A 24,854-nucleotide genomic window follows, 5' to 3' on the forward strand; every position below is an offset into this window, starting at 1 on the left:
GATTAAATATCCCGATTTCTGCGCCTAGGATTTCGGGTCCTGACCCTAAGGATGTTTTGAAAATCAGGGACCATTTCTTGATAGATCGCTCGATGCTTTGTCTCTGTCTTGCTACATGACCAATTGATGTAATTTGGCTGATTTCGGTGCTCTGCCTATTTTTAGCCTTGGTTTTACGTATGTTTGGCGGCACGATTAACGAACTTAAAAAAAATCGCCAGCAAAATACGAGCAAACTGGGGCCAGAATGAAACGACTTTCTTTTACTTGGGGATCGCTGCGCACGATATGCGCCATCAGCATGGTGATGCTGATTGCCGGGTGTGCGGGGATGCAATCACATACAGCAAAAGTAACCGGGACGGTGACGTACCGGGAACGCATTGCCCTATCACCCGAAAGCAACACCCTTGTTGTCCGGCTTTTGGATGTGTCACGCGCCGACGCACCGGCAACCGTAATTGCGTCCGTGTCCAATCCGGTTTCAAACCCGCCGATGGGTTTTATCCTGCCCTATGATCCTGCCAAGATTGATGCGCGCTACACCTATGTTGTCGAAGCATCGATCATAAACAAGAACGGCGATCTTGTGTTTCGTAATGATCAGGCATACCGGGTCATTACGGGCAATGCCCCAAGTGACGTCGAGATCATGGTCAAGCAGATCGCACGACCGATGTCAGACGGGGCACGCAAAACGAATGGATCGGATGTATCGCGCGATGTGGCGGCAATCGAAAGCCGACTTGGCGATTTGCGGGTCATCCCCGGACAATACCGCGATGGTGACAATACGGTCAGCTATCAGGCGTATGTCACGACCGATGATGTTCCGGTTTATGTCGAAGAACATCGCGACCTTGGGAAATATGGTCGTTCGGATGTGAAGTTTTATTATCGCAATGGTAACTTGTTGCGGTTTGCCGAGGACGCCGAACGCACCAATTTTGGCGGGAATACATCAGACAGCGCGTTGCAATACACGCTTGAGCTTGATTTCGCGATGGGGCGTTTTTCCGACGGCAGCAAAACCGTCAATGGCGAAGCAAGCGAACCTGACGAACATGAAGTCAGCGGCGCAATTTCCCAAAGCAAGGTCGCATTGTCACGAATTGACGCAAAACTCAGCGAAAGCAGTGCCGTCCCCCTTGCGGGACCCCAGATTTTTGTGTGTGAGGACAAGGGTCGTTTTTCCGCCCGATTTGACGATCAGGCCAACACGGTTGTGATTGAATTCCCCGGCCGTGAACCGATCGCACTCGATCAGAAGCGTACAGCATCTGGCTATGAGTACGGCAATGATCAGTACGATTTGCGCGGCAAAGGCCAGGAAGCCACATGGCAAAGCCCGATGGGGAGCACGCGCTGTGCCGTTTCGGCGAATGCGATGTCACTTGCCCTGGCGCCGGGCAACTTCCCACTTGTTAAGACCGTTGATTTGAAAAAACCGGGAAACAATGAATGGACCCGTTATTTCGAAGACCTGTGGCCGGCCATCAATGCCTGCATTGTTGAAAATCCGGGGGATCTGGTGTCGGTACTGAAAGCCTGGCCGACCAACCATGGCATGGTCGGGGTGCGTACGGTTAATGGCAATGGCGGACGATATGACTGTCTGGTGCCGTCTGACGGGTTTGGCACGGCCCACACCGAATTGGTCGAGGCCACCACCAACATCCTGCCTGGTGAAAATCAGGTTCTGTTTACCCCGGCCAACGGGGCCTATCCCGGTGGTGACTGTTTCAGTCATGAACGGCTTGAACAGGATGGGGTGTTTATCGGCTGGTTGTCACACAACAGTTGCACAAGTTAGGCCAACGCAATTGGCCGGAACGCAAAAGCCCCGCAGCATTGCTGCGGGGCTTTTTGTTTGGAGTGTTCATCGGTTTAGTCGGACCAGCGAGACGCTTAGTGAGCTGTGGCACCGGTTGCGGTCAGCAGCCCCTGCGAACCCGAAAGGGTGTCACCGTTGCCCAGATTGATGCCAAGGAAGCGGTGGCGATCAAAAGGACCGGGCATCAGAAGTCCATGGGCCGGATCAGCGGTAAAGCCAAACCGGGCATAATAATCCGGGTCGCCAACCAAAAGAACCGACCGGTGGCCAGCCGACTGGGCGGCATTGAGTGCGGCATACATCAATCCCGCGCCGACACCAGACCCGTTATAGATCTTTTCAACCGCAAGCGGCCCCAGCAACAGCGCAGAACCGCCGTTGCCGGCATTGACATTCCATAACCGGACGGTGCCGATCATGTGGTTGCCGTCAAAGGCAACAAAGGCCATGCCGTCTGCCGGGCGCCGGTTACGGCGCAGCACTTCGGACGATTTGGTAAACCGGGCCTGTCCCATGACGCGATCAAGCAGGATTTCACGTTCGACGTGGTCAAACTGCCCTTCGCGATCAATCGTGATCATTGTCCTATCGTTCCCAAAAAGGGGTCAGATGATATAGGAGGCCAACGGCGCAAAGCCGTTGAACGCCACGGACGCATAGGTGGTGGTGTACGCACCGGTGGCCTCGATCAGAACCTCATCGCCAATCGTCAAGGCAATCGGAAGGTCATAAGGTTTCTTTTCGTAGAGCACGTCGGCCGAATCACAGGTCGGACCAGCCAAAACGCACGGGGCAACATCGCCACCATCATGGATGGTCGTGATCGGATAGCGGATGGCTTCGTCCATGGTTTCGGCCAAACCGCCGAATTTACCAATGTCGAGATAAACCCAGCGCACCGGATCATCGGCATGTTTGCGCGAAATCAGCACCACTTCGGCTTTGATCACGCCCGCATCACCGACCATGCCACGGCCCGGTTCGATGATGGTTTCTGGCATGTGGTTGCCAAAATGGGTGTGAAGCGCGTCAACAATGGCGGTGCCATAAGCCTCGGTTTTCGGGATGTCGCGCAGATAACGGGTCGGGAAACCCCCACCCATATTGACCATGCGAAGGACAATGCCCTTATCGGCAAGCGTGCGGAAGATCGCGGAGGCTTCGGAAAGGGCGGTATCCCATGCATCAAGGTTGCATTGCTGCGATCCGACGTGGAACGATACGCCGTACGCATCCAGACCCATGTGATGGGCATGCTCAAGAACCTCAAGCGCCATGGATGGTGCGCAACCAAATTTGCGCGACAGCGGCCATTCAGCGCCTTCGCCGTCAGTCAGGATACGGCAAAATACGCGTGCAGCCGGGGCGACACGGGCAATTTTTTCAACTTCTTCGACGCAATCAACTGCGAACAAACGCACACCAAGTTCAAAGGCGCGTGCAATGTCGCGTTCTTTTTTAATCGTATTGCCAAATGAAATGCGTTCAGACGTCGCACCAGCAGCCATCGCCATTTCAATTTCGGCGACCGATGCGGTGTCAAAGTTGCTGCCAAGATCGGCAAGCAGGCTCAGAACTTCCGGTGCCGGGTTGGCCTTAACCGCATAAAAAATGCGGCTATCAGGCAGGGCACGGGTAAAGGTTTCGTAGTTGCGCTGAACCACGTCAAGATCGACAACAAGGCACGGGCCTTCTGGTCGGTTCTGGGCAAGAAAATCAATAATACGCTGCGTTGCCATTGGGGCGTTCTCCCATTCCACGTTATGGCAGCTTGCGGTACCTGATGCGTTTTGGCGCGGTGGAGGCGCGTGACGCGGACTACCTGCAGGCTGAATAAGGTTCCGGTGCCTACCGAAACTTGCGAAGTCTGCCTCGCTATGGATGGGAGTTTCCCGTCCGCACGTGGGCAATGATGGTGTGCCTCTTTAGTGTCGGTGGATTTGGACAACCACCTGAGACCAAAAAAGCCCTACACCGTCGTTGCTTTAAGTAAGTCCTACAGGGTTCTTGAAGTAAGACCACCACAGGCACGTGCGACTTTGGGCAAGTCGCGATTTACGCCCGTTCTAACCTTTGCGCAAGTGAAATTTTCAACCCATTTGTCATGAAACAATCGCAGGATCGACGAAGAACACATGTCATGGCGCAAAAAATGGCTCAAAAGGCCGTGTTTTAATCGCGGCAGGGGCGACCTTATCCGTTTTGGTATGGGGCATTGCAATTTGTGCATGAATGCAATGGCAATTGACCGGTTTGAACCGGCAGGGTAGCCCTTAATCATAAGATAAAAAATCGTGCGCAGATTATCGCGCGGGCCAAGTGGCGCCAAGCTCAGGGAAATCAACATGACGAAAATCAAAATCACCGCTGGACCTTTTACCTTTGACGGCGTTCTAGAAACCGCAAAGGCGCCGGAAACCTGCAAGGCTTTCGTGGATCGCATGCCGTTTGAAAGCAAAGCTGTCCATGTCCGCTGGAGCGGCGAGGGCGTTTGGATGCCGCTTGGTGATTATCAGTTTGGGGTTGGCTATGAAAACCACACCAGTTATCCGGCCCCGGGGCAGATCATCCTGTATCCCGGCGGCATCAGCGAAACCGAAATCCTGCTGGCTTACGGTGGTGTTCATTTTGCTTCCAGGGTAGGGCAGCTTGCCGGCAACCATTTCATCACCGTCACAAGCAATCTCGAAGATATTGAAAAGCTTGGCAAGATGACGCTGTGGAAAGGTGCGCAGCCGATCAAGTTCGAACTGGCTTAACTGCGGAAACTTGTTCAGGTGATACTGCGTGGTCAGGCCGCGTTGATGTAGCGCCCGAACAACCGAAACACTAACGGGTGGATGACAAACACGATGGTTGTCACCGTGATCGGTGTTATGATCAGGGTCCGGTGCCAGATTTCCCATTCGTGTGTCAGTGGCATGGTGACATAGACCAGCATCGTTACGAGCGGATAGACAAAGGTCAACATAACCATCGCCAGCCGCCATTTTCTGGGACCCTTTGGTTTGGGGCGTTCAGTGTCGGGATCAGGGGGCAACGTTGGGGTATCGCATCCGCATGTTTCCATTGGATCCTCCGGCTTTTGGAGCTGCATACAAGGAAGCGGTTTAGTAGTTGGTGCTGGGTCGCTTTCTAAAATTCGCATACCAGATGTCAAGCCGCGGATGATTTGTCCCGAACGGAAGACTGAACCGTTCGCGCACCGTCTGGAAAATGGTGAATGTAGTGATATCGGCGACGCTGGGGCTTTCACCGGCCAGAAATTCATTCTCGCCAATCGACTGTTCCAGCGCATCAAGAATTTCAGTCATGTGTCGATGCATGATTGCTGTGACCTCGCTTGATCGGTGGGGCTGCATATGCGGAAATGCATCGGTCACGTTCCACAACCAGATTTGAGATCGCCCGACCAGATCGGAGGCAAGCCGTTCCAGTGAGCGTACTTTTGCCCGGCTGATCGGATCGGTGCCAAACATGGGGGGGGTGGGATATAGTTCTTCTAGATATTCGACAATTGCAGCGGATTCTGTAATCACCATACCGCAATCCGTGACAAGGGATGGTGCGCGTCCGGCGGGGTTAAGCGCCAAATAGAAAGGGGACTTGTGTTCCCGGTTGGCGTAATCAAGCTCGTAGCGCGGAATATCCAGTCCCTTTTCCGCAAGATAGATCGAAACCCGCCTTGGGTTGGTTCCAGCATTGAATTGATACAGCAGCAAGGTTCGGCACCTTTTTTCTAGGTATTAGAATTGATTTTGCGGAACGTAGATGCAAATTTATCCCGTTACTATATGATATTTATACTATTACTATTGTGATAGTTTCGGGATGGAAAAGGCATGGAAACAGATCGGTTGTCGCGTACCGACGACAGAGTAGAACTCTCGAACTTTTTGCGGTCCTGCCGTGATCGAATTTCGCCCGAACAACTTGGGTTACCCCCAACTCGACGACGTCGGACAAAGGGCCTACGACGTGAAGAAGTCGCCACGCTGGCCGGGGTTGGCCTGACTTGGTACACATGGTTTGAACAGGGTCGCGATATTCAGGTTTCCGAAGATTTTCTGCTGAGAATTTCGCGGGGGTTGCAGCTTAATCGGGCAGAGCAGGAACATCTTTTTGCCTTGGCACAGCGAAAGCCAATCCCGCCACCATCAGCTGCGACAGATGTTCCCAAGAATTTGTCGGCGATCATTCATCGCTTTCCAGATGCGGCATATATTTTGGACACATGCTGGGACGTTGTCGCCTTTAACGAGGCGGCCTTGCGTCTTTTCCCTGATTTGCACGGGGCCAATCCTAATTTGCTGCACATCGTGTTTTTTTCAGACGCCTACCGTCAAGTGGTGGGGAATTGGAATTTTGTGGCAAGGCTCGTATTTTTGCGTGCCCGCCATGATTTCCTGACAGGGGGGCGGAGCCCCATCTTGGGCGCCATTCTCGACGAGATCATGGAAAAGGAGCCCGAGGCCAGAAGTTGGTGGCATGACCCCGAAGTTCTGCGCATCGGCGATACGACACTGGAATTTCAAGACCCACAAACCGGTTGGACGACCTATCACCTCAGTATCCTCGCACACGAAGATCATCCAAATTTTCGTGTGGTGATATATGCTCCATACTAGTGCGGGATTAATGATTCGGGCACATTGCTCGCTTTGTGCGCTGAAAAGCCGAAAGGGTGTGAAGCCGAACACTCGCGCGTTTACACGGATTGCCCTAGAAGGCAGGCTATTGTTCATTCAAGCAGGCGAGTGTCTAAGTGTTTGAGACCATCAATCTGTGGATTCAGGATCATCAGGATCTGGTCTATATCCTGATCTTTACCTATTGCGTCAGCAAATCAAGCATCCTGCCGGTATTTGCCGGGATGCTGGTGGCGGCAGAAAGCCTGATGTTGGTGCCTGCTGTTACGTCCATGATCGCTGGTGGACTTGTTGGTGATGTGCTGCGCTTTGGCCTCGCGCGACGGTATGGCGATGCGATTGTCCGCAAGCTGCCAACTGCCTTGTCGGACTGGATGGGCAAGACCCTTCGGCTGTTTGAGCATTATGGTGTGGCCTATATCCTGCTCTGTCGCTATCCGCATGGGGTGCGATCCTTTGGCGTGTTTCCGGTCGGCATGAGTTCGATGTCGTTTATCCGCTTCCTGCCACTCAGTATCGCATCAGTTCTGCTTTGGGTCGGGCTGTTTTACGGATTGGGTCACGGCCTGGGGGCCGGGATGTCCGAACTGGTTGAGCAAAACTTGGCCATGCTCAGCCCCGCCTTGCTGATTGTGTTTCTTGTGTTGGGTTGGTTTGCCCTGCGCCGGATTGATCGGCTTGAGGCACAGGCCGAGCGCGCCATCAAATAGATAAAAGAAAGCGGCAGCATCGAAATCGAATGCTGCCGTTTGTCTATTTTTGATCGAGGGGTTGTTTACTCAGCAGCAATCGTTTTGCCGTCTTTTTCAAGCATCTCGCCCTGTTTGCGTTTGGCAAGGATTTCACGCGCCTTGGCGTAGCTTTCATCGTGCCAGAAGATCAGGCAGCCATTGCAGCCGCGGCCACAGCACCCCTTTGTGCCAACACGCGGGGTGCGGAAGGAGCGTTCCTTTTGGCGGTCATCAAGGGCGGTCTGAAGCGCATCACGCTTGGCGTCATAGCGCTCTTCGTTGCCCTTGCCCATTTCGATCTTGTGACCTTCCTGATCAAGTTTCATGCGCTGCCATTCGTCTTCGGTCAGCGCCTTTTCCTTGCGGATGATGGTCATCGGCGGGAAGGCGGTGCGCAGATATTCGCGGTCTTCAAGTTCCATCAAATCAAATGGAATGCGCACCAGCGGCTTATTGCCGGCATGCACGGCTTCGCCGACCTTGCCGGTTTTGGCATCGATGAATTCATACATGCGGATGAAAACGGTTTTACGCCCGCGTGGGGGGACGATTTCAATCACGTCACCAGCCAGCATGCGATTCTTGACCGACATGATAAAGGCGTCGTCTTCGACGGCTTCTATCTGCCCGGCAAATTCCCAGTCCGACACATTGCCCGATGTGTCATAGCCGTGCGCATAGTTGGTCAGACGGCCATCGTGGAAGGCCAGGGTGTAGCCCCGGTTCGGGACGGTCGACAGTTCCTTCATATAGGTTTCAGCCGACCAGTTTTCCGGATCTTCGTACCAGTCATCAATTGCCATGCGGTATGCACGCGCGACCAAACCCGCGTAATAGGCACTTTTGCCACGGCCTTCGACCTTGAGGCTATCGACCCCGATTTTAAGGTAGTCTTCGAGTTTCGGCATGATGCAAAGATCGCGGGAATTAAGGATGTAAGACCCGCGCTCGTCTTCCTGAATTTCCATCAGCTCGCCCGGACGCATTTCTTCTTCGAGGAAGAAATCAAACATCTCAAGGTTTTCTTCCGTTAGGTTGAGTTCCTTAACCGTGCCGTCCTTAAGCTTCATGTGGACTTTGTATTTCCAGCGGCATGAATTGGCACATGCGCCCTGATTGGCGCCGCGTTCGGACATAAAGTTCGACAGCAGGCACCGCCCGGAATAGGTCATGCACATCGAGCCATGCACAAACGCCTCGATCTTGATGTCCTGACATTTGGCACGGATTTCGGTCAGTTCCTCGTAGGAAACCTCACGGCCAAGCACAACCAGTTTGGCCCCGATGCTTTGCCAGAATTTGACCGACTGCCACGAACAGACATTGGCCTGTGTCGATACATGCAAATCAAGTTCCGGTGCATGTTCACGGACAAACATAAACACGCCCGGATCGGCGACGATCAACCCGTCTGGTTTGACCTTGCGCACGGTATCGACATATTCCGGCAGCTTGTCGATGTCCTTGTTGTGTGAAAACAGGTTCAGCGTCAGATAAACGCGAACGCCATGTTCATGGGCAAATCCGATGCCCTCAACCACATCTTCAAGTGACATCTGGCTTTTGACCCGCAATGACAGGTCCGGCGTGCCCATGTAAACAGCATCTGCGCCATAAAGCACAGCGACTTTCAGCTTTTCGAGCGAGCCTGCGGGCATCAGCAATTCGGAACGGTGCGATTGATTACTCATCACGTGCGGGTCTTTTCTATTGATCGTCTGCGGGAAATCTCTGTGCCTGATCTCTTATCAGGCGTCTCTCATCAAGTGGGGCGCTTCATATCACGAAGCCCCATTCTTGCCGATTAAAATCGCATATTTGCGTGCATTTGCATAGGGAGCCTGCGTGATCAGCAGCCATGACGCCGACGCAGGGCGGTTTGCGGCGTGGCGCATAAAGCCCAAAGTAGAACGCAAAGCACCCCCGCAGAATGTGCGGGGGTGCTACGCATTGGTTCATATCGCAAGAAGGTGTCTATTTGACCTTCTTGATTTCGCCGCGTTCAATCTTGTCCCAATATTGAGTGACCTCGCCGCGCACCACCGACATCAGGAAGTACAGACCAATGATGTTGGGAATGGCCATGGCAAAGATCATGGAGTCTGAGAAATCAATCACCGGACCAAGGCTCATGGATGCCCCGACGATGACACACAAGCAGAAGAACAGCTTGAAAACGATCTCTTTGCCTTTGCCTTCACCGACCAGATAGGTCCAGCCCTTAAGCCCGTAATAGGACCATGACAGCATGGTTGAAAAGGCAAACAGCACAACCGCCAGTGCCAGGATCAGCGGGAACCATGTAAAGGCCGATGCAAATGCAGCCGATGTCAGCTCAACCCCGGTCAGACCGGAATTAAGTTCACCACTGATGGTAATCACAAGGGCGGTCATGGTGCAGATCACCACCGTATCAATGAACGGTTCAAGCAGGGCAACATAGCCCTCGGTGATGGGTTCCTTGGTGCGCACGGCCGCGTGGGCAATGGCAGCAGAACCAATGCCCGCTTCGTTGGAGAATGCGGCACGTTTAAAGCCCTGGATCAGCGCGCCAACAACGCCACCGGCAACCCCGGCACCGGTAAAGGCCCCGACGAAGATCTGCGCAAAGGCATCGCCGACCATGCCGATGTTGCTGATGATAATGATCATACCTGCAGTGACATAAATCACGGCCATCAACGGCACGATTTTTTCCGTGACTTTGGCGATGGATTTAATGCCGCCAATAATGACAACGCCAACAATGATTGCCATGACAAGACCAAACAACCAGCCCGATCCGGCCAGGAAGCTGTTTTCGCCCCCGGTGACATTGACAACCTGCTGAAACGCCTGATTGGCCTGGAACATGTTGCCGCCGCCAATCGCACCGCCGATACAGCACACCGAAAACAGAATGGCCAATACCTTGCCAAGTCCCGGTCTGCCCTGCTCGGCCAGCCCCTTGGACAGGTAATACATCGGACCACCCGACACCCGTCCATCGGGGTATTCGTTACGGTATTTCACGCCCAGCGTACATTCGGTGAATTTGGATGCCATGCCCAACAACCCGGCAAGGATCATCCAGAATGTCGCCCCCGGACCGCCAATGGAAACGGCGACGGCCACACCTGCGATATTGCCAAGGCCAACCGTGCCCGAAAGGGCGGTGGCAAGGGCCTGAAAGTGCGAGACTTCACCTGCGTCTTCAGGGTGGGAATAGTCCCCCTTGACCAGTGATATAGCGTGGCCGAATTTGCGGAACTGCACAAACCCGAAATACAGGGTGAATATGGTGGCCGCAATCACCAGCCACCCGACAATCAGCGGAAAGGCGGTGCCGGCAACCGGAATCGAATAAAATATGGTCCCGGCGATCACATTTGAAATGGGGGCGATGGCTTGGTTGATTTGTTCGTCGAAACTGGCTTCCTGCGCGGCGGCGACATGTGGCAGAAGGGCCGACATCAGTGCAACGGCGGTTGCCGTGGCTGTCTTTTTCCAAAACATTAAGTTTCTCCGGTTTATCTTTTTTGGTGTGATTGCCTTACGGAACGACCGTGACCGGAACAGGCGATGCCTGCACCAGTGTCAGGGGCAAACTGCCCAGTAACCGCGCACCCAGCGCGGAACCGCCTTTACGACCAAGAATGATCTGCGATGCGTTTTTTTCCTTGGCAATCGCACAGATCAGCTCGCCGGAATGGCCGTATCGGACTTCCGAAGTCACCGGAACTTTTAGTTTGGCAAGAGCATCGAGCGCGGGCTTGAGTGTTTCCTCTGCGCGCGACAATTCTTCTGTACGGCGTTGATGCCGTTCTTCCAGTTCCTTTGTTGAAAGGAAGCTGTAGGGGGACCACTCAAGAACAAAAACCAGATGAACGGCACAGCCTACGGCTGCTGCGCGTTGACCGGCAAATTCTGCGGCACGTTGTGCTGCATCAGTTCCGTCGTAGCCTACGAGTATCGGCTGGTCGGTCATGTGCTTCTCCTGATCAGAGACGAATTTGTCAGGTAGATTCTCCCACGGCACGCAATGCAAAAATGGTTCTTTTGCACCTTGTCGCGATGGTCAATGACGGCAGGACGACGGTTTCCCCGATATGCATTCCCCCACCGCCAGTTGAGGCGACACAAAACAAAGGATACATAAAAATGAAATAATTTCGCTAAAAAGTTGATTTAAGGGTATTTCGTATGTGTCTAGGATTGGGTTTTTCGGGGCCAAAACAAAATAAAACGCGCCGAAATGAACTCGGCGCGTCGTAAAATACTGTCTGTTTATCGAAAAAGAGTGAGAAGAACCGGATGCGTTAGATCGATGACTTGGCCTATAGACCCTTCATCGGGCCAACCATTTGCAGGAAATCGATCAATACGGCTGCTGCGACATCGGCATCCTCGGGCGTGATGGCCTCCTCAGGATGATGGCTGAGCCCGTCGCGGCAGCGGACAAACAGCATGCCGATGTCACACAGATCATGCATCGCCAGTCCATCATGGCCCGCCCCGCTAAACAGGCGGTGGGGGGTGATACCCTGTTCGCCAATGGCCTGACCCAATCCATTCATGATCCAGTCGGCACATTTAACACCTTCTGCCTCATAGGTTTGATCCGCCGATATTTCGACCCGGCGGTTGCGCGCAATATTGGGCAGGGCCGAAAGGATCTGTCCCCGGCCATTGACCCGCACGATACGTTCGGGCGCGCGCAGCTCAATCGTCAGGTCAACATGATCGGGAATGACATTAACGGCATTGGGCGTGACGTCGATTTTACCCACCACGCCGACCATCCTCTCGGTGGCCGAGCAAATGGCTTCGACCTGATGAATAACGTCGGCGGCGGCAACCAATGCGTCATGGCGGTCCGCCATCGGGGTGGTTCCGGCATGGCTTGCCTTGCCTTGAATGCGAATGCGATGACGTTCAATCCCGGTCAGGGCGGTGACCACGCCAACCGGCAGGTCGATTTTTTCAAGAACCGGCCCCTGTTCGATATGGACTTCGACAAAGCCCAGTACATTCTTGCGGTCCCGCTTAAGGGTGGGGATGTCATCGGGATTGCAGCCAAAAGTCTTAAGCGCGTCGGCGACGGTGATGTCCTGATCATCGGTGGCATCGAGTGCCTTGGGATCGAACGTCCCGGCAAGGGCGCGTGACCCAACAAGGGTGGATTGAAAACGCGTGCCTTCTTCATCGCCAAAGGCAACAACTTCGATGCCAAACGGCAATTCAACGCCAGTTTTCAAAAGGTGCTCAATCACCGCAATCGGCAGGGCAACACCGAGCATTCCATCATATTTCCCGCCTGACACGACCGTGTCCTGATGCGATCCAAGGATCAGGGTTGGGGCACCATAAAGGGCCTTGGCATCGCGGCCAACGATATTGCCTGCCGCGTCAATTTCACTGGTTAGGCCGGCTTTGGTCATCCAGTCGCGGATCAACGGGGTTACCGCGCGGTGTTCGTCACTTAGAAACAGGCGGGTCACACCGGGGCCGGGTTGGCTGTGGCGGGCGGCGTCTTCGAGGCGGTCAAAGATCAGTTGGCCAAGCATGATGATTGGAACCTTAGTACTGGTGGGGCGTGTCAGGGGTCGGCAGTCGGTCAAAAAAGCTACGATATTCAGGATCGCGGGTCATGTTGTAAAGGCGCTGTAATTCCGCGATTGGATCGGCATGATCATCGACGCGCAGATCAAGCGGCAAGGCATTTGGATAGACGACCTTGATCATCGCCGATGTTGTGCCGCGCACATCCCCGCCAGCATCAAACCCGGCAACAAGGGATTCCAGCAGGCAAAGATCAAACCGTTGCGATGTTTGCGCCATGGCATGAAAACGGTCGCGCATCACATTTGGCACATTGGCATGGGCCAGCATATTACCGCCCAGTACAAGGTCGCGTTCAACAAAATGGGTGGTTTCAGGGCGGTTTTTATCGCCGGTCCAGGCGGCGGTTTCACCATTGCCATCAAGCACCAGCAATTGCCGCCATTGACGACCATCATCGGCATTTGTCAGTTCATCACGCACCGAATCGGCCCGTTTACCGGATTCAAGCAAGGTTAGACCGTTAATCCCGTACCAGTAGTTGGTTGAAAACCCCTGCGTCGCAATCACGCCGATACCGGGTTTGAGATGCGGGACAAAGCCACCCACGGCCAGATTTCCCGTCGCACTGGCAATGCCCAGTGCATTGGTTTTCGGGTCTCTGGCGACGATTGTGTAAGTCATGTTTCCTGCCTGTGTCCCAGCTTAGCACGATGGCGATCTGGAAATTTATTATGATAAATAATTGCCGAATTCGAATTTATCATTATAAATAGGTTTTGCAACCGTCACATCCGAGCGCATCGACAACGGGTTCGGAAAACGGGAAACGTCGTTAAAAAAAGAACACCACAAAAGCGGTGCGTTGTCGGTCGGTTCGGTTTGAGCCGGGGTAACAGGAAGGTTTCAACAAGGGAGGCTTGAATGAAAAGCCTGTTTAAAGGGGCGCTGACAGCAGCCGCCCTCGCGGTTTGTGCATTCGGGTTCGGCCATGCCGAAGCCCAGACCCCACCGGGTGTTCTGGTGGTGGGTCAGATTGCCGAGCCCAAATCACTTGATCCGGCGGCTGTGACCGCCGTGAACGATTTTCGCATTCTGATGAATGTCTATGATGGTCTGGTCCGCTACAAGGACGGCACGCTTGAAGTTGAGCCTGCCTTGGCCGAAAGCTGGACGATCTCTGATGACGGGACGGTGTATACGTTCAAGCTGCGCGATGGGGTGACATTCCATGACGGCACCCCGTTCAATGCCGAGGCGGTGAAATACAATTTCGACCGTATGCTTGACGAAAACCATCCCCAACATGACACCGGCCCGTTCCCATTGGCGTTTTTCTTTAGCGCTGTGGAAACGATTGATGTCATGGACGATCTGACGGTCAAATTTACGCTTAATGCGCCTTATGCACCGTTCCTGTCCAACCTTGCCTATCCGACCGGCCTGATCGTTTCACCGGAAGCCGTGAAGGAATTTGGTGCGGATTACGGTCGTCATCCGGTGGGCACAGGCCCGTTCAAATTTGCCGAATGGGAAAGCAATGCCAAGGTCGTTGTCGTGCGCAATGATGACTATTGGGAAGATGCTGCCAAGCTTGAAGCGGTTGTGTTTCGTCCGATCACGGATGCCAATACCCGTGTGGCTGAACTGATGGCCGGGGGCATTGATCTTATGGTCGAAGTGCCGCCAGATAGCCTGACGCAACTGTCGGGTGACGACAATTTCAGTGTCTATGAACAGGCCGGACCGCATCTTTGGTTCCTTATTCTGAACATGAAAGAAGGCCCGTTCAAAGACAAGAAAGTCCGTCAGGCGATCAACTATGCGATTGATAAAAAGGCATTGGTTGAAAACGTCCTGCAGGGCACTGCCGAAATTGCGACGGGGCCAACCCCGCCCGCATTTGCATGGGCCTATAATGAACAGCTTCAACCCTATCCCCATGATGTGGAAAAGGCAAAACAGCTGATCAAGGAAGCCGGTGCCGAGGGTGCGGAAGTGACGTTCTATGTCACCGAAGGCGGTTCGGGCATGCTTGATCCGATCCCGATGGGGGCGGCCATTCAGGCTGACCTTGCGCAGATCGGTCTGACCGTTGCAATTGAGACATACGAATGGAACACCTTCCTTGGTAAGGTGAACCCGGGTCTTGAAGGCAAGGCAGATATGGCGGAAATGGCCTGGATGACCAATGATCCAGATACCTTGCCATATCTGGCACTGCGCACAGATGCGTGGCCCGACAAGGGCGGGTTTAATTCCGGGTATTATTCCAACCCGGAAGTAGACAAGCTTCTTGAAGCTGCGCGTTCGTCCACCGATCAGGCTGAACGGGCCAAGCTGTACCGCGAAATGCAGGAAATCGTTTATGACGATGCCCCGTGGGCCTTTATCGCGAACTGGAAGCAAAACGCCGTTTCAAGCACCATGGTTGATGGTTTCAAATTGCAGCCATCCTTCTTCCTGTTGCTTGATGATGTGGTGAAGAACTGATCTGATCTTTGATGCCGGGGCGGGCTGTTCTTGCCCCGGCGTTTTTATTTTCCGCATTTCCCGCACATCAACAGACGAGCCGCGCCATGCACGTCTATATCCTGCGTCGATTGATCCTGATGATCCCGGTTTTACTGGGTCTGACAGTGATTGTTTTTCTGATTATGTCGCTGATCCCCGGTGATCCGGCACTTGCGATCCTTGGATCCTATGCCACACCGGAAAATGTCGCGAAACTGCGCGCCGATCTTGGGTTGGACAAATCCATGGTCGAACAATACTGGATCTGGCTGACCAATATGGTTCAGGGCGATTTTGGGCGATCTTACAGCCTGAACCGTCCAGTTCTTGATGAAATTCTTGAACGGTTCGGCGCGACATTGATTTTAGCAGGAACCGCCCTTGTTCTATGTACGATCTTTGGTCTGTTGACCGGGGTTGTCTCGGCCGTGCGTCAATATGGCTGGGCCGACAAAACACTGACCTTTGCAGTTTTGATCGGGATTTCCATTCCAAGTTTCTGGCTTGGTCTGTTGTTGATGATGTTTTTTGCCGTTGAATTGCGGTGGCTGCCAGTTAGTGGCATGTACGCGATTTATGGCGGCGGTGATTTGCCTGATTTGATCCGGCATCTGATTTTGCCATCGGTCACCTTGGCCGTGGTGGCGACCGGGATTATTGCCCGGTTGACACGATCCAACATGCTTGAAGTGCTACGGCAGGATTTCATCCGCACCGCACGAGCCAAGGGGTTGGACGAAAACCGGGTGATTTATCGCCATGCGTTTAAGGCCGCATTGGTCAATGTCATTCCAGTGATCGGGGTGCAGGCGGGCTTCGTTCTGGGCGGGGCGGTGTATATTGAAACCGTGTTCCAGTGGCCCGGCATTGGCCGCATGCTGGTCAATGCGATTTCAACGCGCGATATCCTGCTGGTACAGGGCGGGGTGGTTCTGGTCGCGGGCAGTTACGTTCTGTTTAACCTGTTTGCCGATGTCATCCAGCATCTGCTTGATCCAAGGGTGAAGGCATGACCAGCAACGCCGTGACAGGCCCAAATTCAAATCCTCATACCAATGCAAAAAAGCGATCCGCGCGCCCCTCGGCGTTCAAGCTTTTGGCGCGTAACCAGCTTGCCCTGATGGGGGCGGTGATTTTGGTGTTGGTGGTTTTAATTGTTATTATAACACCGATCCTGCCGCTGCCCGATCCGGATGCCACGGACCCGGCACAGCGTTTGTTGCGCCCCCTTGCCGACGGGCATTTTCTGGGCACCGACCACCTGGGGCGTGATTTGCTGTCCCGGTTAATTTGGGGCACGCGGGTCAGCCTAGCAGTGGGGATTTCGGCGTCCCTTGTTGCTGCGCTGTTTGGTTCGGCCATCGGGATTGTCTCGGGCTATTTTGGCGGGCGTACCGATAACATCATGATGCGCGGCATTGATATGCTGATGGCGTTCCCTTACATCCTGCTGGCTTTGGCGATTGTGGCTGCCCTTGGTCCGGGGTTGATGAATGCGCTTTATGCGATTGCGGTGGTCAATATTCCGTTCTTTGCCCGTAATATCCGCGGTGTGACCGTCGGGATTGCGCACCGCGAATTTGTCGATGCGGCCAAACTTTCGGGCAAAGGACATGTCCGCATCATTCTGACGGAAATCCTGCCCAATGTGATGCCGGTGATTGTGATTACGATCTCGACCACGGTCGGCTGGATGATCCTTGAAACGGCGGGGTTAAGCTTCCTTGGTCTGGGCGCACAGCCACCACAGGCCGACCTTGGGTCGATGCTGGGCGAAGGGCGGAAACTGATCACGACCGCGATGCATCTGTCGGCCATTCCCGGTGCGATGATCTTTGTTCTGGTGATGAGCATCAATTTGCTGGGTGATGGCATTCGCGATGTGCTCGACCCGCGTTTGAAATCGGGTGCATTGGCACGTCCTGCACCACTGACCCGCATTGACCGGACGGACGAGGGGGCAGGCACAACTTATCCCGATGACACGATTCTGGCGGTCGATGAGTTGCGCACCGAATTTGTTCTGGGCGATGACAGCTATAAGGCGGTCGGCGGGGTCAGTTTCCATGTCGGCAAAAACGAATGCGTTGGTTTGGTCGGGGAGTCTGGTTCAGGCAAATCGGTTACCGCATTGTCGCTTTTGGGGTTGGTTGCATCACCGCCGGGCACGATTGTTGGCGGACGGGTGATGTTTGATGGCAAGGATGTCTATGGCATGTCGGAAGATGACGTGCGCGACATTCGCGGCGGTAAAGCGGCCTATGTTTTTCAGGACCCGTTATCGACCCTGCATCCGTTGTTTTCCATCGGCGATCAACTGGTCGAAGCCATTCGGGCGCATAATGCTGTTAGCTATAAGGATGCGTGGGCCAAGGCGGTTGAGTTACTTGGCATGGTGCGCATTCCCAATCCGCAAAGTCGGGCTGATAACTATCCCCATCAACTGTCGGGCGGGATGCGTCAACGGGTTGGCATTGCCATGGCGCTGGCCAATGAACCGCGCCTGATCATTGCCGATGAACCGACCACGGCCCTTGATGTGACGGTACAGGCGCAGATTTTGAAATTGATGAACAATCTGCGCAATGATCACGGCACGTCGGTTTTGTTCATTACCCATGACTTTGGCGTGGTATCGGAAATCTGTGACCGGGTGGCGGTGATGTATGCCGGACGGATTGTTGAAATGGGTACGACCGAGCAAGTGCTTCATCATCCGGCCCATCCCTATACCAAGCGGTTGATCGATTGTGTGCCACGGCTGGGCGAACCCGACCGTCGGACGTCTGCCATTCCGGGATTGCCGCCAGCGGTCAATAATCTGCCCGCCGGATGTGCCTTTGCCGATCGTTGTGACCGGGTCGAGGACGCATGTCGGGTTGGCTCAATTGCCTTTGATGATCTTGGCGAAGGCCATGGTGTGCGCTGTATCAAACCGATGGAGGGTGCAGATGTCTGATGCGTCTCATGTTTCTGATGTCGTTTTGCAAACCCGCGATCTGGTGCGGACATTTGGCGGTGGCAGGACCCTGTTTGGCGGGCAAAAGCCAACCGTCTATGCCGTGCGTGGCATTGATGTCGCGGTGCGTAAGGGGGAAACCCTTGGCATTGTCGGGGAATCAGGGTGCGGAAAATCGACATTGGCCCGGATGTTGGTTGGGCTGGATCGCCCGACAGAGGGCAATATCACCCTGACCGGATCGGATATGAACGATCTGATTGCGCGTGATCGTCATGCGTTGTCACGGCGCATTCAATATGTGTTTCAGGATCCGATCAGTTCGCTTAATCCGCGCAAATTGATCCGTGAGACCCTTGCTGCGCCGTTACGTTATTTGCGCGGACTGTCAGGGGATGCGTTAAATCAGCGCATGGCTGAGCTGATGGATGCGGTTAATCTGCGCCCGGAATTTCTGGATCGTTACCCGCATGAGTTTTCTGGCGGGCAGGCGCAGCGGGTTGGCATTGCGCGGGCGTTGGCCGCAGAACCGGAAATCATTGTTCTGGATGAACCGGTGTCGGCACTCGATGTTTCGGTTCAAGCACAGGTGCTGAACCTTTTGGCCGATCTTAAAAAGAAATTTGGCCTGACATATGTTTTCATCAGCCATGATTTATCCGTGGTCGAAGCGGTCAGTGACCGGGTGGCCGTGATGTATTTCGGGCGCGTCGTCGAACAGGCAAAAGGCCGTGCGCTGTTTGACAAACCCCAGCACCCCTATACCCGTTTGCTGCTTGATAGCGCGCCGGTGCCGGGCAAACGCGGGTTGACGGTTGAGGATGCCAGTGCCGAACTGCCCGACCCATTATCGCCACCCCCGGGATGTGCCTTTGCGCCGCGCTGTCCTCGTGCGCAGGATGACTGCGTTGCCAAGGTGCCCGATGCGCAATATGGCCTCGAAAATCATGATGCGGCATGTTTCCATCCGCTCAATCCGGTGACATCTGCCTAAAATAAACTAATATGTGCCCGATAAATTACCTTCAGGGCGCGACAGGGAAAACAGGATGACCAAAAACCCGATCAAGGGTCCGTTAAAAGATATGGAGCTTACGACGCGACCGCGAAAACGCGACCGTAAACGGCCCGATATCATTGCCGATGCGCTGAAAGATTACATCGCGCAAAAGGGCCTGCGCCCCGGTTCACGATTGCCACAGGAAGCCGATTTGATCGCCCTTCTTGGTGCGTCAAAAGGCACGGTGCGCGAAGCGCTGAAATCCATGGAAACGCAGGGGATCATCACCACCCGTACCGGTCCGGGGGGCGGGGCGTTTATCGACAGCGTGTCAGAAGGCCGTGCGGTTGAGCTTTTGTCGAATTACTTCTTTTTCAAGAACCTTTCGATCCGCGATATCTATGAATTGCGGATATTGCTGGAACCGGAAATGGCCGCAGCCTGCATCGGGCACTTGTCCGAGGATGATTTTCAGCGTCTTGAAGAAGTGATGACATGGTATGCAAGCCATCCGCAATCAATCGAAGAAGCCCGCCGTCAGCGCCACAAGGAACTTGAGTTTCATCTGGTTCTGGTGGAACTCTGCCCCAATCCGCTGTTGTCGTTTTTCTGTCGGTTCATGATTGATCTTTTGATGAATTTGACCGTGTGCAAAAAAATCTATGATCAGCCCAATACCGAATTGCGCGAAACGGGCCGGAATTATCAATTCCGTCTGATCGAAGCCCTGCGCAACGGGGATGGTGAAACCGCCCGTGCGGTAACCTATCAGCACATGTGCGCGGCCCAGCGTTTGATGGAAGAACAGGAAGCAGTGGTTGAAAACCGGTTTTTGCGCGTAGGCAATATTGATCTGCCGCGCGATTTACCGCCCAGTGCCGAATTACGCGCCCTTTCGGGTATCGCCACCAAACACTAAGTCTTCTCTACGCTCTCTCAACACGCCATTCAGGACGATTATCATGACAGCTCCCCATATCGACCGCCAATATCTGAGTGCTGTTCTGGCGAAGCTTCTGACGATTGATAGTCCGACGGGCATGACCGACGGGGCGGTGGCATTCGTTTGCGATGAATTGCGCGACATGGGGATTGCGTTTGAGCTGACCCGACGTGGTGCCATTCGGGCCGATTTGCCCGGCACACGTAAAAGCCCGGATCGGGCGGTGGCGGTGCATCTTGATACCCTTGGCGCCATGGTCAAACAGATCAAGGACAACGGCCGGTTGGAAGTCACCATGATCGGTCATTGGTCGTCGCGCTTTGCCGAAGGTGCGCGGGTGACGGTCTATGCCGATGGCGGCAAGACGTTCCGGGGCACGATCCTGACCATCAAGGCATCGGGGCATACCTATAACACCGAAATTGAAAGCCAGCCGGTGACATGGGAACAGCTTGAACTGCGTCTGGATGCCCGCATTGCCAATGGTGATGATGCGCGTGCCCTTGGCGTTCATGTCGGTGATATGGTGGCAATTGATACCAATGCCGAGTTTACCGACAGCGGCTTTGTCGTGTCACGTCATCTTGATGACAAGGCCGGGGTGGCCGCCGTGCTTGCGGCTGTGCGCGCCGTGGTCAAGGGGCAGGCGTCCTTGCCGGTTGAATGCCATGTCCTGTTTACCATTGCCGAGGAAGTCGGCCTTGGTGCGCCCCATATCCTGCATGACGATATTGCCGAACTGGTCGCGGTTGATAACGGCACCTTTGCGCCGGGCCAGAACACCAGCGAGTTTGGTGTGACGATTGCGATGAAGGACATGTCAGGGCCGTTTGACCGCAAGCTAAACCGTCATTTGCTGGATCTGTGTGAAACAAACGGCATCGAGCATTCCCGCGATGTGTTTAAATTTTATCGCAGTGACGTCGCATCCGCGCTTGAAGCCGGGTACGATACACGGGCGTCCCTTATTTGTTTTGGGCTGGATGCATCGCACGGGCATGAACGCGCCCATATCGACAGTTTTGTCGCGGTGGGGGAATTGCTGGTGGCCTATTTGCAAAGTCCGCCGATTGATCAGGCCTGATCGTCGGCCTTGGGGTCAAGCGGTCGGGGCTGGCCGTCTTCGTCAAGGGCGACAAAGGTAAACACCCCTTCGGTGACTTTCTGGGACGTTTCTTCAAAGCGCGTTTGACGCCAGGCTTCGACATTGATGCGAAGCGACGTGCGGCCCACATGGGTGATGTCGGTAAAAATTGACACTTCATCCCCGACATGGACGGGGCGCAGGAATGACATGCTGTCGACAAACACGGTTGCAGTGCGCCCACCTGCACGCCGTGCCGCAGCTGTTCCCGCTGCGAGGTCCATTTGCGACATCAGCCAACCGCCAAAGATATCCCCTGACGGGTTGGTGTCGGCAGGCATGGCAACGGCACGGACCGACGGTTGCCGGTCGGGCGGGGTGTGCGTTGCATCATCATGGTGTGTCATTATAGGCGTTCCGAAGTGGGCATAACCAATATGACGTTACTGTAATTGATCGCGTGATAGCCAGTAAAAATATCGCTAAATCAGCAGACTGACCCAACTTAGGCGGGCTGACTATGGTGGGGGCCGAACGGTGTAGATCGCCGGTTTTCGGGGAGATTTCAGGTGTTTTCTGGGCCAAACAAGAATTCGCATTTTTAATCTTGACCAAATGATCAGGATTGGACATGCTGTATCTGTCAGAGAGAGGCATCTGCACGCGTACTCAACCGGGGATAAACCCGAAAACATAAAGACGCGGCAGATCAAATACTGGGAAACAGTCCGGCGAATGCCGGACGGATACGCCAAGAATGTCCGTACGTGAAGATCAACAGTTGGTCGGGCCCGCCCGTCCGCGTAACGCCATAAATCCATCCTGATCCCGATTTTGGGGTCATCATTTTGGCTGTTGGTCGATCCGTATTTGCATTCTTGTTTTGTCTCTCGATGACGTCAGGAGAGGACGCCTTTTAGGCAGGGAGACAAAACACATGACCATCTTGCAGGCCAAGCAAGCCCAGAAATCCGGTGCGAACCACAGTGTTGCAGACAGCCACACCGATGACGGTTTTTCCGATCTGCATCCGGCGTATTCCACCTTACAGGCTATGGCAGAAAGCAATCGCTGCCTGTATTGCTATGACGCGCCATGTGTCACCGCATGCCCGACATCAATCGATATTCCGAGCTTCATCCGCAAAATCAGCACGGCCAATCCCGACGGAGCGGCCAAAACCATTTTGTCGGCCAACATCATGGGCGGCACCTGTGCCCGTGCATGCCCGACCGAGGTTCTGTGTGAAGAAGCCTGCGTGCGCAATGTCGCCGAAGATACCGCTGTTGAAATCGGAAGCCTGCAACGTTTTGCCGTTGATCATTTAATGGCGCGTGATTTGCCCCATCCGTTCAAACGTGCGCCTGAAACTGGCAAACAGATTGCCATTATCGGTGCCGGTCCCGCCGGACTATCGTGCGCGCACCGGGCCGCCATGCTGGGCCACGATGTGACGGTGTTTGAAGCCAAGGCAAAGCCGGGCGGCCTTAATGAATATGGTTTGGCTGCCTATAAGATGACAGATGATTTCGCCCAGCGCGAAGTTGAATTCTTGCTCGGCATTGGTGGCATTCGCATTGAATATGGCAAGGCGCTTGGCACGGACATCAACCTTCAGGCACTTAAAGATTCCTATGACGCCGTGTTTGTCGGTGTCGGCCTTGGATCGACCAATAATCTTGGGCTTAAGGGCGAAGAATTCCCCGGCGTGGATGACGCGATCAAATTCATCGAGCAATTGCGTCAGACCGAACCGAAATCCGATATGCCGGTCGGCAATAATGTGATCGTCATTGGCGGGGGCAATACTGCCATTGATGCCGCGGTTCAGGCCAAGCGTCTTGGCGCTGGCGAAGTCACCCTTGTGTATCGTCGCGGGCCTGAAAACATGTCGGCGACCGAGTTTGAGCAGGATCTGGCGAAAACCAACGGTGTTGTCGTGCGCTACTGGGCAAAGCCCGTCGCGATCAAGGCCAATGGCAAGCTGATGGGCATGTCGTTTGAAAAAACCGAACTTGATGCCAGTGGCAAGCTGGTGGGTACGGGTGAAACATTCGATATCCCCGCTGATCAGATTTTGAAAGCCATCGGACAAAAAATCAAACCCGATGACCTTGCCGGGATGGAAATCACCGGTGGTAAAATCATTGTCGATGACACCTATCAAACGACCGCGCCCGGCGTCTTTGCCGGTGGGGATTGCATCAAAAGTGGCGAAGACCTGACCGTGCAATCGGTCGAGGACGGCAAACAGGCCGCGATTGCCATCGATGCATTTTTGAAAACCGCCAGCGCATAACGCCAGCACAGGGAGAGAGAACATGGCTGATCTAAGTTGCAAAATTGCCGGGATCGATTCACTAAACCCGTTCTGGCTGGCGTCCGCACCGCCGACGGATAAGAAATACAACGTTGTCCGTGCCTTTGAAGCAGGCTGGGGCGGGGTTGTCTGGAAAACCCTTGGCATTGATCCGCCGGTGATCAACGTATCGTCGCGCTATGGCGCGCATCATGATCAAAACCGCCGTCTTTTGGGCATTAACAACATCGAACTGATTTCTGACCGCCCGCTCGTGGTGAACCTTCAGGAAATCCGTGAATGCCGCAAAGAATACCCCGATCACGTCATCATCGGATCAATGATGGCCCCGATTGAGGAACGTGTGTGGAAGGACCTTGCCCAGCAGATCGCCGAAAGCGGTGTGCACGGGATTGAACTTAACCTTGGCTGCCCGCACGGCATGTGCGAACGCGGCATGGGATCGGCCATCGGGCAGGTGCCCGAAATGGTCGAACAGGTCACCCGCTGGGTTAAGGATGCCGTTGATATTCCGGTCTTTACCAAACTGACGCCAAACATCACCAACATCCTATGGTCGGCCGAGGCCGCCTATAAGGGCGGGGCGGATGCGGTGTCATTGATTAACACTGTTAACTCGATCATTTCGGTCGATATCGACAATATGATCCCCGAGCCGGTTGTTGATGGCAAAGGGACGCATGGCGGTTATTGCGGGTCGGCGGTTAAGCCGATTGCGCTGAATATGATTGCCGAAATTGCCCGCACACCGGAAACCAAGAATCTTGAGATTTCCGGCATTGGTGGCATCACCACATGGAAAGATGCGGTCGAATTCATGGCGCTTGGGTCCAACGCGGTTCAGGTCTGTACTGCTGCGATGATTTATGGCTTCCGCGTTGTGGATGACCTGATTGATGGCATGAGCCAGTGGATGGACGACAAGGGCTATACCAGTGTCGAACAGTTCACCCGGGCCGCCGTCCCGCAGGTTGCCGACTGGAACGAGCTTAACATGAACTACGATACCAAGGCGGTGATCAACACCGACAATTGTATCGAATGTGGCCGGTGCCATATCGCGTGCGAAGACACATCCCATCAGGCGATTACCATGACCGACAAGCCCGAAGGCGGGCGCGTGTTTGAGGTGGTCGACGAGGAATGCGTTGGCTGTAACCTGTGTTACCACATTTGCCCGGTCCCTGATTGTATCACCATGGAACCGGTCAAAACCGACAAGCCGCCAATGACATGGCCCGAACATCCGCTTAATCCGATGCGGGCCGCGGCGGAATAA

22 protein-coding genes are annotated in these 24,854 nt (G+C 54.3%); 12 read left to right on the forward strand and 10 right to left on the reverse strand.

Features of this window, described 5'->3' with window-relative positions:
• The first annotated feature begins 247 nt into the window (after window positions 1–247).
• Window positions 248–1,813 (forward strand): YbaY family lipoprotein, encoded by a 1,566-nt coding sequence (locus tag K355_RS0110795; protein WP_022732156.1) that lies wholly within the window; start codon window positions 248–250, stop codon window positions 1,811–1,813.
• A gap of 95 nt (window positions 1,814–1,908) precedes the next feature.
• Here K355_RS0110795 and K355_RS0110800 read toward each other — a convergent pair whose 3' ends face one another.
• Both K355_RS0110800 and K355_RS0110805 read right to left on the reverse strand, forming a co-directional pair.
• Window positions 1,909–2,415, reverse strand: coding sequence for a GNAT family N-acetyltransferase (locus K355_RS0110800; RefSeq protein ID WP_022732157.1), 507 nt, complete (start codon window positions 2,413–2,415; stop codon window positions 1,909–1,911).
• A gap of 24 nt (window positions 2,416–2,439) precedes the next feature.
• Window positions 2,440–3,573, reverse strand: a complete 1,134-nt coding sequence (locus K355_RS0110805) for a type III PLP-dependent enzyme (protein WP_022732158.1) — start codon at window positions 3,571–3,573, stop codon at window positions 2,440–2,442.
• 606 nt (window positions 3,574–4,179) lie between these two features.
• On the opposite strand from K355_RS0110805, the gene K355_RS0110815 reads away from it, so the two are divergent.
• Window positions 4,180–4,593 (forward strand): DUF3830 family protein, encoded by a 414-nt coding sequence (locus K355_RS0110815; protein WP_022732160.1) that lies wholly within the window; start codon window positions 4,180–4,182, stop codon window positions 4,591–4,593.
• A gap of 32 nt (window positions 4,594–4,625) precedes the next feature.
• Here the strand turns inward: K355_RS0110815 and K355_RS23820 are convergent, their stop codons facing one another.
• On the reverse strand, window positions 4,626–4,904 hold the full coding sequence (locus K355_RS23820; protein WP_022732161.1) for a putative antibiotic biosynthesis monooxygenase: 279 nt from the start codon (window positions 4,902–4,904) through the stop codon (window positions 4,626–4,628).
• Between the two features lie 40 nt (window positions 4,905–4,944).
• Window positions 4,945–5,556 (reverse strand): glutathione S-transferase family protein, encoded by a 612-nt coding sequence (locus K355_RS0110825; protein ID WP_022732162.1) that lies wholly within the window; start codon window positions 5,554–5,556, stop codon window positions 4,945–4,947.
• A gap of 120 nt (window positions 5,557–5,676) precedes the next feature.
• Between K355_RS0110825 and K355_RS23825 the strand changes: the two genes are divergently transcribed.
• Both K355_RS23825 and K355_RS0110835 read left to right on the forward strand, forming a co-directional pair.
• A complete protein-coding gene (locus K355_RS23825) occupies window positions 5,677–6,462 on the forward strand; it encodes a helix-turn-helix transcriptional regulator (protein ID WP_022732163.1) in 786 nt (261 codons plus the stop codon).
• Between the two features lie 137 nt (window positions 6,463–6,599).
• Entirely contained in the window at window positions 6,600–7,193 is a 594-nt protein-coding gene (locus tag K355_RS0110835) for a DedA family protein (protein WP_022732164.1), read from the forward strand.
• A gap of 65 nt (window positions 7,194–7,258) precedes the next feature.
• Here the strand turns inward: K355_RS0110835 and K355_RS0110840 are convergent, their stop codons facing one another.
• The 5 genes from K355_RS0110840 to K355_RS23830 form a co-directional block, all read right to left on the reverse strand.
• Window positions 7,259–8,905: a U32 family peptidase C-terminal domain-containing protein gene (locus tag K355_RS0110840; protein WP_022732165.1), complete on the reverse strand. Its 1,647-nt coding sequence runs from the start codon at window positions 8,903–8,905 to the stop codon at window positions 7,259–7,261.
• 283 nt (window positions 8,906–9,188) lie between these two features.
• On the reverse strand, window positions 9,189–10,709 hold the full coding sequence (locus tag K355_RS0110850) for an alanine/glycine:cation symporter family protein (RefSeq protein WP_022732167.1): 1,521 nt from the start codon (window positions 10,707–10,709) through the stop codon (window positions 9,189–9,191).
• Between the two features lie 37 nt (window positions 10,710–10,746).
• Window positions 10,747–11,181 (reverse strand): universal stress protein, encoded by a 435-nt coding sequence (locus K355_RS0110855; RefSeq protein ID WP_022732168.1) that lies wholly within the window; start codon window positions 11,179–11,181, stop codon window positions 10,747–10,749.
• 349 nt (window positions 11,182–11,530) lie between these two features.
• Entirely contained in the window at window positions 11,531–12,760 is a 1,230-nt protein-coding gene (locus K355_RS0110860; RefSeq protein WP_022732169.1) for an allantoate amidohydrolase, read from the reverse strand.
• Window positions 12,761–12,773: 13 nt separating this feature from the next.
• Window positions 12,774–13,439 carry a DUF1028 domain-containing protein gene (locus K355_RS23830; protein WP_022732170.1) on the reverse strand — a complete coding sequence of 222 codons (666 nt, stop codon included), beginning with the start codon at window positions 13,437–13,439 and terminating at the stop codon, window positions 12,774–12,776.
• 240 nt (window positions 13,440–13,679) lie between these two features.
• Here K355_RS23830 and K355_RS0110870 point away from each other — a divergent pair, with 240 nt between their 5' ends.
• The 6 genes from K355_RS0110870 (at window position 13,680) to K355_RS23840 (ending at window position 21,255) form a co-directional block, all read left to right on the forward strand.
• Complete coding sequence (locus K355_RS0110870; protein WP_022732171.1) at window positions 13,680–15,248, forward strand: ABC transporter substrate-binding protein; 1,569 nt, start codon at window positions 13,680–13,682, stop codon at window positions 15,246–15,248.
• Between the two features lie 86 nt (window positions 15,249–15,334).
• Window positions 15,335–16,282, forward strand: a complete 948-nt coding sequence (locus tag K355_RS0110875) for an ABC transporter permease (RefSeq protein ID WP_028791526.1) — start codon at window positions 15,335–15,337, stop codon at window positions 16,280–16,282.
• Window positions 16,279–18,228 carry a dipeptide/oligopeptide/nickel ABC transporter permease/ATP-binding protein gene (locus K355_RS0110880; protein WP_022732173.1) on the forward strand — a complete coding sequence of 650 codons (1,950 nt, stop codon included), beginning with the start codon at window positions 16,279–16,281 and terminating at the stop codon, window positions 18,226–18,228. Before K355_RS0110875 ends, K355_RS0110880 begins: the two co-directional genes overlap by 4 nt.
• Window positions 18,221–19,222: an ABC transporter ATP-binding protein gene (locus K355_RS0110885; protein WP_022732174.1), complete on the forward strand. Its 1,002-nt coding sequence runs from the start codon at window positions 18,221–18,223 to the stop codon at window positions 19,220–19,222. The genes K355_RS0110880 and K355_RS0110885 overlap by 8 nt, the downstream gene beginning before the upstream one ends.
• Before the next feature lie 55 nt (window positions 19,223–19,277).
• Entirely contained in the window at window positions 19,278–20,147 is an 870-nt protein-coding gene (locus K355_RS23835) for a FadR/GntR family transcriptional regulator (RefSeq protein WP_022732175.1), read from the forward strand.
• Between the two features lie 43 nt (window positions 20,148–20,190).
• The gene (locus tag K355_RS23840; protein ID WP_022732176.1) at window positions 20,191–21,255 is read left to right on the forward strand and encodes an osmoprotectant NAGGN system M42 family peptidase; all 1,065 of its coding nucleotides are present in this window, start codon (window positions 20,191–20,193) and stop codon (window positions 21,253–21,255) included.
• On the opposite strand, the gene K355_RS0110900 is transcribed toward K355_RS23840, so the two are convergent.
• The gene (locus K355_RS0110900; RefSeq protein ID WP_022732177.1) at window positions 21,246–21,662 is read right to left on the reverse strand and encodes an acyl-CoA thioesterase; all 417 of its coding nucleotides are present in this window, start codon (window positions 21,660–21,662) and stop codon (window positions 21,246–21,248) included. The genes K355_RS23840 and K355_RS0110900 overlap by 10 nt on opposite strands.
• A 530-nt stretch (window positions 21,663–22,192) precedes the next feature.
• Between K355_RS0110900 and K355_RS0110905 the strand changes: the two genes are divergently transcribed.
• Window positions 22,193–23,554, forward strand: a complete 1,362-nt coding sequence (locus K355_RS0110905) for an NAD(P)-dependent oxidoreductase (RefSeq protein ID WP_022732178.1) — start codon at window positions 22,193–22,195, stop codon at window positions 23,552–23,554.
• Window positions 23,555–23,576: 22 nt separating this feature from the next.
• Complete coding sequence (preA, locus tag K355_RS0110910; RefSeq protein WP_022732179.1) at window positions 23,577–24,854, forward strand: NAD-dependent dihydropyrimidine dehydrogenase subunit PreA; 1,278 nt, start codon at window positions 23,577–23,579, stop codon at window positions 24,852–24,854.

It is taken from the genome of Thalassospira lucentensis MCCC 1A00383 = DSM 14000 (assembly GCF_000421265.1).
GTDB lineage: Bacteria > Pseudomonadota > Alphaproteobacteria > Rhodospirillales > Thalassospiraceae > Thalassospira > Thalassospira lucentensis.

Bases quoted from the DNA above. Each gene is read 5' to 3' on its own strand.
- K355_RS0110795 (WP_022732156.1), top strand. From the start codon at position 248: ATGAAACGACTTTCTTTTACTTGGGGATCGCTGCGCACGATATGCGCC.
- K355_RS0110800 (WP_022732157.1), bottom strand. From the start codon at position 2,415: ATGATCACGATTGATCGCGAAGGGCAGTTTGACCACGTCGAACGTGAA.
- K355_RS0110805 (WP_022732158.1), bottom strand. From the start codon at position 3,573: ATGGCAACGCAGCGTATTATTGATTTTCTTGCCCAGAACCGACCAGAA.
- K355_RS0110815 (WP_022732160.1), top strand. From the start codon at position 4,180: ATGACGAAAATCAAAATCACCGCTGGACCTTTTACCTTTGACGGCGTT.
- K355_RS23820 (WP_022732161.1), bottom strand. From the start codon at position 4,904: ATGGAAACATGCGGATGCGATACCCCAACGTTGCCCCCTGATCCCGAC.
- K355_RS23825 (WP_022732163.1), top strand. From the start codon at position 5,677: ATGGAAACAGATCGGTTGTCGCGTACCGACGACAGAGTAGAACTCTCG.
- K355_RS0110840 (WP_022732165.1), bottom strand. From the start codon at position 8,905: ATGAGTAATCAATCGCACCGTTCCGAATTGCTGATGCCCGCAGGCTCG.
- K355_RS0110850 (WP_022732167.1), bottom strand. From the start codon at position 10,709: ATGTTTTGGAAAAAGACAGCCACGGCAACCGCCGTTGCACTGATGTCG.
- K355_RS0110855 (WP_022732168.1), bottom strand. From the start codon at position 11,181: ATGACCGACCAGCCGATACTCGTAGGCTACGACGGAACTGATGCAGCA.
- K355_RS0110860 (WP_022732169.1), bottom strand. From the start codon at position 12,760: ATGCTTGGCCAACTGATCTTTGACCGCCTCGAAGACGCCGCCCGCCAC.
- K355_RS23830 (WP_022732170.1), bottom strand. From the start codon at position 13,439: ATGACTTACACAATCGTCGCCAGAGACCCGAAAACCAATGCACTGGGC.
- K355_RS0110870 (WP_022732171.1), top strand. From the start codon at position 13,680: ATGAAAAGCCTGTTTAAAGGGGCGCTGACAGCAGCCGCCCTCGCGGTT.
- K355_RS0110875 (WP_028791526.1), top strand. From the start codon at position 15,335: ATGCACGTCTATATCCTGCGTCGATTGATCCTGATGATCCCGGTTTTA.
- K355_RS0110880 (WP_022732173.1), top strand. From the start codon at position 16,279: ATGACCAGCAACGCCGTGACAGGCCCAAATTCAAATCCTCATACCAAT.
- K355_RS0110885 (WP_022732174.1), top strand. From the start codon at position 18,221: ATGTCTGATGCGTCTCATGTTTCTGATGTCGTTTTGCAAACCCGCGAT.
- K355_RS23835 (WP_022732175.1), top strand. From the start codon at position 19,278: ATGACCAAAAACCCGATCAAGGGTCCGTTAAAAGATATGGAGCTTACG.
- K355_RS23840 (WP_022732176.1), top strand. From the start codon at position 20,191: ATGACAGCTCCCCATATCGACCGCCAATATCTGAGTGCTGTTCTGGCG.
- K355_RS0110900 (WP_022732177.1), bottom strand. From the start codon at position 21,662: ATGACACACCATGATGATGCAACGCACACCCCGCCCGACCGGCAACCG.
- K355_RS0110905 (WP_022732178.1), top strand. From the start codon at position 22,193: ATGACCATCTTGCAGGCCAAGCAAGCCCAGAAATCCGGTGCGAACCAC.
- preA (WP_022732179.1), top strand. From the start codon at position 23,577: ATGGCTGATCTAAGTTGCAAAATTGCCGGGATCGATTCACTAAACCCG.